General features: G+C 74.2%; 11 protein-coding genes and 1 pseudogene. All 12 read left to right on the top strand.

Annotated features, from left to right (window positions below):
• The first annotated feature begins 7 nt into the window (after window positions 1–7).
• The 12 genes and pseudogenes from POD19_RS12010 (at window position 8) to rimP (ending at window position 13192) form a co-directional block, all read left to right on the top strand.
• Entirely contained in the window at window positions 8–1195 is a 1188-nt protein-coding gene (locus tag POD19_RS12010) for an acyl-CoA dehydrogenase family protein (protein ID WP_041104216.1), read from the top strand.
• 1 nt (window position 1196) lies between these two features.
• Window positions 1197–1727: a MaoC family dehydratase gene (locus POD19_RS12005; RefSeq protein WP_041104218.1), complete on the top strand. Its 531-nt coding sequence runs from the start codon at window positions 1197–1199 to the stop codon at window positions 1725–1727.
• Window positions 1724–2602: an HpcH/HpaI aldolase/citrate lyase family protein gene (locus tag POD19_RS12000; protein WP_044658614.1), complete on the top strand. Its 879-nt coding sequence runs from the start codon at window positions 1724–1726 to the stop codon at window positions 2600–2602. Before POD19_RS12005 ends, POD19_RS12000 begins: the two co-directional genes overlap by 4 nt.
• Before the next feature lie 202 nt (window positions 2603–2804).
• Entirely contained in the window at window positions 2805–3179 is a 375-nt protein-coding gene (locus tag POD19_RS11995) for a DUF485 domain-containing protein (RefSeq protein ID WP_041104222.1), read from the top strand.
• 54 nt (window positions 3180–3233) lie between these two features.
• Window positions 3234–4799 carry a solute symporter family protein gene (locus tag POD19_RS11990; protein WP_340309485.1) on the top strand — a complete coding sequence of 522 codons (1566 nt, stop codon included), beginning with the start codon at window positions 3234–3236 and terminating at the stop codon, window positions 4797–4799.
• Window positions 4800–4937: 138 nt separating this feature from the next.
• The gene (gene dxr, locus POD19_RS11985) at window positions 4938–6173 is read left to right on the top strand and encodes a 1-deoxy-D-xylulose-5-phosphate reductoisomerase (RefSeq protein ID WP_180951237.1); all 1236 of its coding nucleotides are present in this window, start codon (window positions 4938–4940) and stop codon (window positions 6171–6173) included.
• A pseudogene (locus POD19_RS11980) lies at window positions 6170–7538 on the top strand (M50 family metallopeptidase). Before dxr ends, POD19_RS11980 begins: the two are co-directional and overlap by 4 nt.
• 105 nt (window positions 7539–7643) lie before the next feature.
• Window positions 7644–8828 (top strand): flavodoxin-dependent (E)-4-hydroxy-3-methylbut-2-enyl-diphosphate synthase, encoded by a 1185-nt coding sequence (gene ispG, locus POD19_RS11975; protein WP_168196730.1) that lies wholly within the window; start codon window positions 7644–7646, stop codon window positions 8826–8828.
• The gene (locus POD19_RS11970; RefSeq protein WP_061866742.1) at window positions 8803–9735 is read left to right on the top strand and encodes a GNAT family N-acetyltransferase; all 933 of its coding nucleotides are present in this window, start codon (window positions 8803–8805) and stop codon (window positions 9733–9735) included. Before ispG ends, POD19_RS11970 begins: the two co-directional genes overlap by 26 nt.
• Before the next feature lie 119 nt (window positions 9736–9854).
• A complete protein-coding gene (locus POD19_RS11965) occupies window positions 9855–11681 on the top strand; it encodes a proline--tRNA ligase (RefSeq protein WP_061866730.1) in 1827 nt (608 codons plus the stop codon).
• 43 nt (window positions 11682–11724) lie between these two features.
• A complete protein-coding gene (locus POD19_RS11960) occupies window positions 11725–12474 on the top strand; it encodes a sulfite exporter TauE/SafE family protein (protein WP_169577818.1) in 750 nt (249 codons plus the stop codon).
• 130 nt (window positions 12475–12604) lie between these two features.
• Entirely contained in the window at window positions 12605–13192 is a 588-nt protein-coding gene (gene rimP / locus POD19_RS11955; protein WP_036314068.1) for a ribosome maturation factor RimP, read from the top strand.

The raw sequence follows: 13192 nt of genomic DNA, 5'->3' as shown, positions 1-13192 counted from the left end.
GAGGACCATGAGCACCAAGCACCGCACCCTGCCCGCCCTCGAGGAGGACTACCAGGTCCTCTCCGACACCGTCCGCGAGTTCGCCGACGAGGTCGTGGCCCCGGTCTCCGCCGAGCTGGACGCCCAGCACGAGTTCCCGTACGAGATCGTGGCCCAGATGGGCGAGATGGGCCTGTTCGGCCTCCCGTTCCCCGAGGAGTACGGCGGCATGGGCGGCGACTACTTCGCCCTGGCCCTGGCCCTCGAGCAGCTCGGCCGCGTCAACCAGTCCGTGGCCATCACCCTCGAGGCCGGCGTCTCCCTGGGCGCCATGCCGCTGCTGAAGTTCGGCACCGAGGAGCAGAAGCAGCGCTGGCTGCCGGACCTCGTGGCCGGCACGCACCTGGCCGGCTTCGGCCTCACCGAGCCGGGCGCGGGCTCCGACGCCGGCGGCACCCAGACCACCGCCGCGCTCGAGGACGGCCAGTGGCGCATCAACGGCGCCAAGGAGTTCATCACCAACTCCGGCACGGACATCACCTCGCTCGTCACCGTCACCGCCGTGACCGGCACCGTGGAGGGCAGGACCGGCCACGACGGCCGCCCCGCCAAGGAGATCTCCACGATCCTCGTGCCCGCCGGCACCGAGGGCTTCTCCGTGGCCAAGGCCTACGACAAGGTCGGCTGGAACTCCTCGGACACCCACGCCCTGCACTTCTCGGACGTGCGCGTGCCGGAGGAGAACCTGCTGGGCGCCCGCGGCCGCGGCTTCGCCCACTTCCTCGAGATCCTCGACGAGGGCCGTATCGCCATCGCGGCCCTGGCCACCGGCGCGGCCCAGGGCTGCGTGGACGAGTCGGTCGCCTACGCCAAGCAGCGGACCTCGTTCGGCCAGAAGATCGGGCAGTTCCAGGCCGTGTCCTTCAAGATCGCCCGCATGCAGGCCCGCGCGCACGCCGCCCGCCTGGCCTACTACGAGGCCGCCCAGAAGATGCTGGCCGGCAAGCCGTTCAAGACCGAGGCCGCCATGGCCAAGCTGATCGCCGGCGAGGCCGCCATGGACAACGCCCGGGACGCCACCCAGGTGTTCGGCGGCTACGGCTTCATGAACGAGACCCTCGTGGCCCGTCACTACCGCGACTCCAAGATCCTCGAGGTCGGCGAGGGCACCACCGAGGTGCAGCTCATGCTGATCGCCCGCGAGCTGGGCCTCTGACGTGACGGAGCGCGTCGAGATCGAGCAGCGGGGCCGCTACGCGGACGAGCTGGCGGTCGGTCAGGTCTACCTGCACCGGCCCGGCCGCACGCTCACCGAGGCGGACAACGTCCTGTTCACCACCCTCACCATGAACCCGCAGGCCCTGCACCTGGACCACGCGTACGCGGCGGACCAGCCGTTCGGCCGACCGCTGGTCAACTCGATGCTGACGCTGTCCACCCTGGTGGGCCTCGCCGTCGGGCAGACCACACAGGGCACGCTCGTGGCCCAGCTCGGCCTGGGGGAGATCGCGTTCCCGAAGCCGGTCTTCCACGGGGACACGCTCTACGGGCGCTCCGAGGTCACCGCAATCCGCGAGTCCTCCTCGCGGCCGGGGCAGCGGATCGTCACGTTCGCGATGACGGGGGAGAACCAGCACGGCGACGTCGTCGTCCGCGCCCAGCGCACCTGTCTGATGTGGACCGCGCAGGCGCACGCGGAGGCCAAGGCGAAGGCCGCCGACGCCGCAGGCACGGGGGAGCGGGCATGAGCGCGCTGACCCTCGGACCGGCCGTCATGTTCACCCCGGCGGACCGCCCCGAGCGGTACGCCACGGCGCTCGAGCGCGCGGACGCGGTGATCCTCGACCTCGAGGACGCCGTCACCCCGGACGCCCGGCCCACCGCGCGGGACGCCGTCGCGGCGGCCTGGGCGGGGCGGGCGACGGGCGGGGTCGACGGCGGCCCGCTGGACGAGGACCGCGTGGTGGTCCGCGTGAACCCCGCGGGCACCGCGGACCACGACGCCGACCTGGCCATGCTCGCCGGGACGGGCTGGCGCACGCTCATGCTCGCCAAGGCCGAGTCCGCCGCGCAGGTGGACGGGGTCGTCGCCGCCCTCGGCCCGCAGACCCGCGTCGTCGCCCTATGCGAGACCGCGGCCGGGATCCTCGCCGCCGCCGACCTGGCCGCCCACCCGCACGTGGGTGCGCTGATGTGGGGCGCCGAGGACCTCGTGGCGTCGATGGGCGGCAGCTCCTCCCGCACCCCCGAGGGCGCCTACCGCTCCGTGGTCCAGCACGCCCGCGCGACGGTGCTGCTGGCGGCGGCCGCCCACGGCGCGGCCGCATGGGACGCCGTCCACCTGGACCTCGGCGACGAGGCCGGGCTGGCCGCCGAGGCCGAGGACGCCGTCGCCCTGGGCTGCACCGCGACCGTGTGCCTGCACCCGCGCCAGGTGCCCGTCGTGCGCTCCGCCTACACGCCCGCCCCGGAGGCCGTCGAACGCGCCCGGCGCGTCCTCGCCGCGGCCGAGGGCCGACACGGGGCCTTCGAGCTGGACGGGGCGATGGTCGACGAGGTGGTCCTCGCCCAGGCCCGCGCGGTCCTGCGCCGCGCGGACGCGCCCCGGCCGGCGAGCGCCTGACCGGCTCCTCGGCGGCTCCGCGCCCCGGCGGCCCCGTGCCGTCGGGGCGCGTCCGCGTCCGCACGGCTGCGCCCCGGGGCTGTCACACGGGCGCACGGCCCCGGGGCGCGCTTGACGGCGCACCCCTCCGCCCGCCAGAGTGTGGTTGTCATCACAGTGATCTGTCTCACACTGATCCGTCCTACGCACCCCCGGAGGGCCCATGTCATCCAGCGAGCCCACGGCGCCGGTCCCCACGGCCGCGCAGTTCCGCGCCGCGCAGCAGTCCGAGGAGTTCATCGAGCTCCGGCGCACCCACCGATCCTTCGCCTTCCCCATGACCGTGGCGTTCTTCGTCTGGTACCTGGTGTTCGTGATCGTCGGCGCGTTCTTCCCCGAGTTCATGGCGATCCGCCTCGGCGGCAACATCACCCTCGGCCTGATCCTCGGCCTGCTCCAGTTCGTCACCACGTTCCTGATCACCTTCGCCTACGTCCGTTTCTCCAACCGGACCCTGGACCCCCGCGCCACCGCGCTGCGTGAGCGCCTCGAGCGCGAGGCCGCCGGCGCCCACGAGAACCCGGAGGCCACGCGATGAGCGCGCTCACCCCCCCTGCTCCAGGCCGCCCCGCAGACGGTCGGCAACCCCGCCGTGAACATCGGCATCTTCGTCGCCTTCGTGGTGGTCACCCTCGTGATCGTGATCCGCGCGTCCAAGACGAACGCGTCCTCGGCCGACTACTACGCCGGCGGCCGCGGCTTCTCCGGCACCCAGAACGGCACGGCCATCGCGGGTGACTACCTCTCCGCGGCCTCGTTCCTGGGCATCGTGGGCGCGATCGCCCTCTACGGCTACGACGGCTTCCTCTACTCGATCGGCTTCCTCGTGGCGTGGCTCGTGGCCCTGCTGCTGGTGGCCGAGCTGCTGCGCAACACCGGCAAGTTCACCATGGCGGACGTGCTGTCCTTCCGCCTGCAGCAGCGTCCCGTGCGCATCGCCGCCGCCTTCGGCACCATGGCCGTCTGCCTCTTCTACCTCCTGGCCCAGATGGCCGGCGCCGGCGGCCTGGTGTCCCTGCTGCTGAACATCAACGACCGGGCCGGCCAGGCCCTCGTGATCGTGATCGTGGGCGTGCTGATGATCGTCTACGTGCTGATCGGCGGCATGAAGGGCACCACCTACGTGCAGATCATCAAGGCGATCCTGCTGATCGCCGGCGCGGGGATCATGACCGTGTGGTCACTGGCCCTGTTCGGCTTCGACTTCAACGCCATGCTGGGGGCCGCCGTCGAGATGAACCCGAAGGGCGAGGCGATCCTCGAGCCGGGCCTGCAGTACGGCGCCAGCGCGCTGACCCGCCTCGACTTCGTGTCCCTGGGCATCGCGCTCGTGCTCGGCACCGCCGGCCTGCCGCACGTGCTCATGCGGTTCTACACGGTGCCCACCGCCAAGGAGGCGCGCAAGTCCGTGGTGTGGGCCATCGTCCTCATCGGCGCGTTCTACCTGTTCACCCTCGTGCTGGGCTACGGTGCCGGCGCGCTGATCGGCCCCGAGCGCATCCTGGCCGCGCCCGGCGGGCAGAACTCCGCGGCCCCGCTCCTGGCGTTCGAGCTCGGCGGCTCCATCCTGCTGGGCCTGATCTCGGCGGTCGCGTTCGCCACCATCCTCGCGGTGGTCGCGGGCCTGGCCATCACGGCGGCGGCGTCCTTCGCCCACGACGTGTACGGCTCCGTGATCGCCAAGCACCCGCTCACCCCGCAGGAGGAGGTGCGGATCGGCAAGATCACCGTGGTGGTGATCGGCGTCCTGGCGATCGTCGGCGGCATCGCCGCCCAGGGCCAGAACGTGGCGTTCCTCGTGGCGCTCGCCTTCGCGGTGGCGGCCTCGGCGAACCTGCCGACCATCCTCTACTCCCTGTTCTGGCGGCGCTTCACCACCCGCGGCGCGGTGTGGTCGATGTACGGCGGACTGCTCTCCGCGATCATCCTGATCGTCCTGTCCCCGGTGATGTCCGGGACGCCGACCTCGATGATCCCGGGCGCGGACTTCGCGGTGTTCCCGCTGAAGAACCCGGGCATCGTCTCCATCCCGCTGGCCTTCTTCCTCGGCTGGCTCGGCTCGGTGACCTCGTCGCGCGCCGAGGACCCCGACAAGCAGGCCGAGATGGAGGTCCGCTCCCTCACCGGCATCGGCGCCGAGAAGCCGGTGCAGCACTGATCCGCGGCTGACCCGGTCCCACGGGGGCCGGCGGGGCGGGACGTCGGGGTGCGGCGTCCGTCCGGCCGGCCCCCGTCCGTGTCCAGGCCCGACTGGCATCATGGCGGGGTGACGCACGGATCCCTCACCGACTACACGCTGCCCGCCCCCGCCCCGGCGGACGACGACGGCGCCCCGCGCGCCGTCGCCCTGATCGGCTCCACGGGCTCGATCGGCACCCAGGGCCTCGACGTGATCGCCCAGGACCCCGCCCGGCTCCGGGCCGTCGCGCTCGCGGGCGGGGCGAACACGACCCTGCTGGCCGAGCAGGCCGTGCGCTTCGAGGTCGAGGCGGTGGGCTCCGCCGCGGCGGGGGAGGAGGAGCTGCGCGCCGCCCTCGCCGACGCCGCCGCCCGCCTCGGGCGCCCGTCCCCCCGACCCGTGCTGTTCACCGGCCCGTGCGCCGCCGAGCCGATCGCCGCGTGGCCCGGCGCCGACACCGTGCTCAACGGGATCACGGGCTCGATCGGCCTGCGGCCCACCCTCGCCGCCCTGCACGCCGGCCACCGCCTGGCCCTGGCCAACAAGGAGTCGCTCATCGTCGGCGGGGCCCTCGTGAAGGCGGCCGCGGCGCCGGGCCAGCTCGTGCCGGTGGACTCCGAGCACTCCGCGCTCGCGCAGGCGCTGCGCGGGGGCACGGCGGACGAGGTCCGCCGCCTCGTGCTCACGGCCTCGGGCGGGCCGTTCCGCGGCCTGGACCGCGCCGCCCTGCACGCCGTCACGCCCGCCCAGGCCCTCGCCCACCCCACGTGGGACATGGGCCGCGTCGTCACCACCAACTCCGCCTCCCTCGTGAACAAGGCCCTCGAGGTGATCGAGGCCCACCTGCTGTTCGACGTGCCCCTGGACCGGATCGACGTCGTGGTCCACCCGCAGTCCGTGGTCCACTCGATGGTCGAGTTCGTCGACGGGTCCACGCTCGCCCAGGCCTCCCCGCCGGACATGCGCCTGCCCATCGCCCTGGGGCTGTGCTGGCCGCGCCGTCTCCCGGGCGCGGCCCCGGCCTGCGACTGGACGCGGGCGGCCACCTGGACGTTCGAGCCCCTCGACGAGGAGGCCTTCCCCGCGGTACGGGCCGCGAAGGAGGCGGCGGCCGCCTCGCCCACCCACATGGCCGTGTTCAACGCCGCCAACGAGGAGTCCGTGGACGCCTTCCACGCCGGCGCCCTGCCCTTCGACGGGATCGTGGACACGGTCCGCGCCGTCGTCGCCGACTATGCCCCCGAGCACGTGCTCGCCGCGGCCGGCCACGACCCCGCGCCGACGGGGCTCACCGTGGATGCCGTGCTCGCCGCCGAGGCCTGGGCGCGCCGTGCGGCGCGGGCCCGCTGGTGACCGTCGTGGAGATCCTCTGGTACGTCGCGGGCGTCCTCGCGGTCGCGCTGGGCCTGGCGGTCTCGATCGCCCTGCACGAGATCGGCCACCTCGTCCCGGCCCAAGCTCTTCGGCGTGCGCGTCACGCAGTACATGATCGGCTTCGGCCCGACGCTCGTCTCGTGGCGCCGCGGCGAGACGGAGTACGGGTTCAAGGCCGTGCCGCTGGGCGGCTACGTCGCGATGATCGGGATGCTGCCCCCGCCGCGGCCCGGGCAGACGCCCCGCGCGGCGTCCACGGGCTTCGTCCAGCAGCTGGGCCGCATGGCCGACGACGCGCGGGCCCAGGCCGCCGAGGAGGTCCGCCCCGGCGACGAGCACCGCCGCTTCCTCGCCCTGCCGGTGTGGAAGCGGGTGGTGATCATGCTCGGCGGGCCGTTCATGAACCTGCTCATCGCGCTGGGCGCCACCGCCCTGCTGGTCACCACGGTGGGCACCTCGCAGCCCAGCACCACCGTCGCCGAGGTCTACCGGTGCGTGGTCACGATGCAGGAGCAGCAGGCCCGCGCCGCCTCCGGCGGGACAGAGGACTGCCGCCCGGGCGATCCCGCCGCGCCCGCCCACGAGGCGGGACTGCGCCCCGGCGACACCGTGCTCGCCTTCGACGGGCGGCCGGTCTCCGACTGGGACGCCCTCTCCGCCGCGATCCGGGACCGCGCCGGACAGCCCACCCGGATCGAGTGGGAGCGCGACGGCGAGCGGATGAGCGCCACCCTGACCCCGCGCCTGACGGAACGGCCCGTGACGGACGCGCTGGGCCGGCCCGAGCGGGCCCCGGACGGGACCGTGGCGACCCACGAGGTCGGGTTCATCGGCATGGGCGCGCAGCTCGAGACGGTCCGCGGCACCCCGCTCGACGCCGGCCCGCTCGTGGCCCAGCAGGTGCGGGGCGTCGTCGACGTCGTCCTCGTGCTGCCGCAGCGGCTGTGGGACACCGCCGTCGCCGTGGTGACCCCGGCCGAGCGCGACCCGGACGGCCCGATGTCCGTGGTGGGAGTCGGCCGGATCGCCGGGGAGGCGGCGGCGCTCGAGGAGGCCACGCTGACGGACAAGGCCGCCCTGCTGCTGTCCCTGCTGGCGGGCGTGAACGTGGCGCTCATGGTGTTCAACCTCATCCCGCTGCTCCCGCTCGACGGCGGCCACGTGGCCGGCGCCCTGTGGGAGGCGGTGCGCCGCGGCTGGGCCCGGATCACGGGCCGCCCGGACCCGGGGCCGTTCGACCTGGCCCGCATGCTGCCGCTGACCTACGCGGTGGGCGCGGCGATGCTGCTCATGGGCGTCATCCTGATCGTGGCGGACATCGTGGAGCCGGTCCGGCTGTTCTGAGCCCGGCCCGTTCGCCGTGGGCGGTCGCCCCGCGCCCCGGGGCGCCCGCGCGCCTAGGATGGACCGGAGAACCCGGCGGCCCCGCGCCGTCGACCCCGAGAACCCATGAGGAGCGCCCCCGTGCCCGTCAGCCTTGGAATGCCGTCCGCCCCGCCGCCCGTGCTGGCCCCGCGCCGCACCACCCGGCAGATCCAGGTGGGCTCGGTGGGCGTCGGCTCGCAGCACCCCGTCTCGGTGCAGTCGATGACCACCACCAAGACGCACGACATCGGCGCGACCCTGCAGCAGATCGCCGAGCTCACGGCCGCCGGCTGCGACATCGTCCGCGTGGCCTGCCCCACGGACAAGGACGCCGAGGCCCTCAAGGTCATCGCCCAGCAGTCCACCATCCCCGTGATCGCGGACATCCACTTCCAGCCGAAGTACGTGTTCGCGGCGATCGAGGCCGGCTGCGGCGCCGTGCGCGTGAACCCGGGCAACATCAAGAAGTTCGACGACAAGGTCAAGGAGATCGCGCAGGCCGCCTCGGACCACGGCACCTCCCTCCGCATCGGCGTCAACGCCGGCTCCCTGGACCCGCGCCTGCTGCAGAAGTACGGCAAGGCCACCCCGGAGGCCCTCGTCGAGTCCGCCGTCTGGGAGGCCTCCCTCTTCGAGGAGCACGGCTTCAAGGACTTCAAGATCTCCGTCAAGCACAACGACCCGGTGATCATAGCCCGCGCCTACGAGCTGCTCGCCGAGCAGGGTGACTGGCCGCTGCACCTCGGGGTCACCGAGGCCGGCCCGGCCTTCCAGGGCACCATCAAGTCCGCTACCGCCTTCGGCTACCTGCTCGGCCAGGGCATCGGTGACACCATCCGCGTCTCCCTCTCCGCGCCGCCGGTCGAGGAGGTCAAGGTGGGCCTGCAGATCCTGCAGTCCCTGAACCTGCGTGAGCGCAAGCTCGAGATCGTCTCCTGCCCCTCGTGCGGCCGCGCCCAGGTGGACGTGTACACGCTGGCCGAGCAGGTCACCGAGGGCCTCCAGGACCTTGAGGTCCCGCTGCGGGTGGCCGTCATGGGCTGCGTCGTCAACGGGCCGGGCGAGGCCCGCGAGGCCGACCTCGGCGTCGCCTCCGGCAACGGCAAGGGCCAGATCTTCGTCAAGGGCGAGGTCATCCGCACCGTGCCCGAGGACCAGATCGTGGAGACCCTCATCGAGGAGGCCAACCGGATCGCCGGTGAGATGGACCTGGGGGAGGACGGCGGTGACCAGGCTGCCGCCGGTGCCCCGGTGGTCTCCGTCCACTGACCGGGAGGTCCGGGCCGCCACGGGTGACCGCGTCCGCCTGCTGACCGACGCGGACACCGCCGCGCTCGCGGCCCTGTCCGCCCGTGCCCCCGTGTCCAACGTGTTCGTGGACTCCCTGCTCGAGGCGGGCCGCCTGGCCGGCCCGCGCGGGGGAGCGGCGGGCACCCTGTTCCTCGGGATCGACGACGACGCCCCGGGCGCCGGCGCGCTGCGCGCGGCCGTCTGGATCGGCTCGAACGTGGTGCCGGTCGCCGCGTCCGAGGCCCCGGACGCCGGCTGGGCGCCGGGCGACGCGGAGGCGCTCGGCGCGGCGGCCGCCGCGCTGCGCCGCCGGTACGGGTCGATCTACGGCCCGGCCGGTCCCGTGCTGGCCGCCGGCGAGGCCCTCGCCGCCGCGGGCCACCGGTCCCGGTCCGTGCGCCCCGACCAGCCGCTGCTCGTGCTGGGCACGGCCGGGGGGATCGACCCGAACCCGCACGTGGTGCAGGCGCAGCCACACGACTTCGCGCGCGTCCTGCCGGCCAGCGCGGCGATGTTCGAGGAGGAGCTCGGCTTCTCCCCATTCGCCGGGGGCGCGGCCCAGTACCGGGACCGCGTCGAGCGGCTGATCCACACCGGACGCGTCTTCATCGACCCGGGACCGCGCGACGCGGGCGGCCCGCTGCGCTTCAAGGCGGACATCGGGCTGCTCTCCTCCCGGTGCGCCCAGATCCAGGGCGTGTGGATGGCCCCCGCCGCGCGCGGCCGAGGACTGGCGGCGTCGGCGATGGCCGCCGTCGTGGACTACGTGCGACTCCAGGCGCCCGTGGTCAGCCTCTATGTCAACGCGTACAACACCCCCGCGCTGCGCACGTACGAGCGCGTGGGGTTCGAGCGGCGCGGCACGTTCGCGACCGTCCTGTACTGACCCGGCGGGCCCTGCGCGGGCGATAGGATCGGCGGTCAGGACGCCGGGCACCCCGTGCCGGCGTCGTCCCGTCCCGCGCGCCGCCCCGACCGCGCGAGCCCGTCCGAGGAGGCCCCGTCATGCCCCTGCGCATGTCCACCCTGTTCCTGCGCACCCTGCGCGACGACCCGGCGGAGGCCGAGGTGGCGAGCCACAGGCTCCTCGTCCGTGCCGGTTACATCCGTCGCGCGGCCCCGGGCATCTACTCGTGGCTGCCGCTGGGCCTCAAGGTGCTGGCCAAGGTGGAGCGGATCGTGCGCGAGGAGATGGACGCGATCGGCGCCCAGGAGGTGCACTTCCCGGCGCTGCTGCCGCGGGAGCCCTACGAGGCCACGGGGCGCTGGGATGAGTACGGCGACGGGCTGTTCCGCCTGCAGGACCGCAGGGGCAACGACTACCTCCTGGCCCCCACACACGAGGAGATGTTCACGCTCCTGGTGAAGGACCTGTACTCCTCGTACAAGGACCTGCCCGCGTACCTGTACCAGATCCAGACCAAGTACCGGGACGAGGCCCGCCCGCGCGCCGGCCTGCTGCGCGGGCGCGAGTTCATCATGAAGGACTCCTACTCCTTCACGGTGGACGACGCCGGCCTGGACGCCGCGTACGAGGCCCACCGGGCCGCCTACCTGCGGATCTTCGACCGCCTCGGCCTCGAGGTCGTGCCGGTGCGGGCCACCTCCGGTGCGATGGGCGGCTCCCGCTCCGAGGAGTTCCTGCACCCCACCGAGGTGGGCGAGGACACCTTCGTCGAGTCCGACGGCGGCTACCGCGCCAACGTCGAGGCCGTCACCACGGTGGCCCCCGCCCCGCTGGACGAGGCGGCCATGGCGGTCCTGCCCGCCGCCGAGGTCAAGGACACCCCGGTCTCCACCACCATCGCCGCGCTCGTGGACGTCGCCAACCGGCTGGCCCCGCGCGACGGCGAGCCGTGGACCGCCGCGGACACGCTCAAGTGCGTCGTGGTCACCGCGGTGGTGGACGGCGGCGAGCGCCGCCCGTTCGTCGTGGGCGTGCCCGGCGACCGTGAGGTGGACCTCAAGCGTCTCGAGGCCTCCGTGGGCCCGGCGCTCGGCGTGGTCGGCGAGCCCACGCTCGAGGCCGCGACCGCCGCGGACCTGGCCGCGCACCCCGCCCTGGTCAAGGGCTACATCGGCCCCGCGGCGGCCGACGCGGTCGAGGGCACCCCGGTCCTCGGCGCGGAGGGCTCCGTCTCGGGCCTGCCCTTCTTCGTGGACCCGCGCATCGCCCCCGGCACCGCGTGGATCACCGGCGCGAACGCGGACCAGCGCCACGTGTTCGGCCTCGTGGCCGGCCGCGACTTCACGTGGGACGGCGTGCTCGAGGCCACCGCGGTGCGCGAGGGCGACCAGGCCCCGGACGGCTCCGGCCCGCTGCACACCCGCCGCGGCATGGAGATGGGCCACATCTTCCAGCTCGGCCGCAAGTACGCCGAGGCCCTCGACCTGAAGGTCCTCGACGTCCACGGCAAGCAGGTCGTGGTGACCATGGGCTCCTACGGCATCGGCATCACGCGCGCCGTCGCCGCGATCGCCGAGCGCTACCACGACGACAAGGGCCTGGCGTGGCCGCGCGCGGTGGCCCCGGCGGACGTGCACGTCGTCGTCGCCACGAAGGGCGAGGACGGCCTCGCCGCCGCCGAGACCCTCGCCGCGGGCCTCGAGGCCGAGGGCCTGACCGTGCTCGTGGACGACCGTCCGAAGGTCAGCCCCGGCGTGAAGTTCAAGGACGCCGAGCTCATCGGCGTGCCCACCACCGTGGTGATCGGCCGCGGCCTGGCCGACGGCGAGCTCGAGCTCAAGGACCGTGCCACCGGTGAGGCGCGCCCCGTGCCCGTGGACGGGGCCGTCGCGGCGGTGCTCGCGGAGGTGCGCGACGGGCGCTGAGTGGTTCGGCGCCGTCGAGCTGACCGCCGGGCTGCTCGTCCTCGTGCTCGCCGCGGGCTTCGCGGCGGGCTGGATCGACGCCGTCGTGGGCGGGGGCGGGCTCCTGCAGCTGCCGGCCCTGCTGCTCGTGCCCGGGCTGAGCCCGATCCAGGCCCTGGCCACCAACAAGCTCGGCTCGGTGTTCGGCACGGCGACGTCGGCGCTCACCTACCGGCGGCGCCTGCGGCAGGATCTGTCCACCGCACTGCCGATGGCCGCCGTCGCCTTCGCGGCGGCCCTGGGCGGGGCCGTGGTCGCCGCGCATCTGCCGGCCGGCGTGATCCGGCCCGTGATCCTGGCGGCGTTGATCGCCGTCGCCGTGTTCACGGCCGTGCGCCCAGGCCTCGGACAGGTCGCCGGCGTGGGGCCGCGGCGGAGCACCGCGCTGGCCCGGGCCGTGGCGCTCGGCGCGGCGGTGGGCTTCTACGACGGCGTCCTCGGCCCCGGCACGGGCACGTTCCTCATCCTGGGGCTGGTCCTGCTGCTCAAGTTCGACTTCCTGCACGCCTCGGCACAGGCGAAGGTGGTCAACCTCGCGACCAACCTCGGCGCGCTCGCGTACTTCGTGCCCTCGGGGCACGCGGTGCTGGGCCTGGGGCTGCTGCTCGGCGCGGCCAACCTCATGGGCGGCTACGTGGGGGCCCGCATGGCGATCGCCCGCGGCACCGGCTTCATCCGCGTGGTGTACCTCATGGTGGTGACCGCGCTCATCGTCAAGGTCGGCGCGGACACCCTCGCCCCGCTGCTGCGCTGAGCTCGCCCCGTCCAACCCGGTCGGGAGCACTCGGCCCCGCCGTGGGCCGCCGGTAGGCTCGGCCCCGGATCCCGACCCCGGCCCCCGCCCGCGTGGCGCGGCGGCCCCGACCCGACGAGTGAGGCACCCCATGGACAGCACCGACCGCCGCGACGACCTCGCCGAGCTGCGCACCCGCGTCGAGGAGGCCCTGGCGGCCGACGACGTGGTGGTGGAGCAGGTGCGCGCCACGGGCACCGCCGAGCACCGCACCGTCGAGGTGGTCCTCGACCGCGCCTCGGGCACCCAGGGCCTGAGCCTGGACGACGTCGCCCGCCTCTCCGGCCGGGTCTCCGCCGCCCTCGACGCCCTGGGCGACCACGTGCCCGGCGTCGGCGCGGGGGAGTACCTGCTGGAGGTCACCACCGCGGGCGTGGACCGCCCGCTCACCGAGCCCCGCCACTTCGCCCGCAACGTCGGCCGTCTCGTCGAGGTCTCGGTCGACGGCGCCGCGCCCGTGACCGCCCGCCTGAAGGACGTGACGGACGACGACGTCGAGCTGGCCGTGGTGCGCCCGCCCGCGAAGAAGGGCATGAAGGCCAAGGAGCTGCCCGCCGAGCGGGTCGCCCTCGACCGCCTCGGTCCGGCGATCGTGCAGGTAGAGTGGAGCCCCGCTCAGCAGGCCGGCGACGCCGACGCCGCCGCGGGCGAGGACACGGCCGAGCACACGGAGGCATGA

This window comes from Micrococcus sp. GPGPB33 (assembly GCF_037853785.1).
GTDB lineage: Bacteria > Actinomycetota > Actinomycetes > Actinomycetales > Micrococcaceae > Micrococcus > Micrococcus luteus.
The sequence above is the reverse complement of the archived record's forward strand: the minus strand, read 5'-3'. Positions and strand labels throughout refer to the sequence as shown.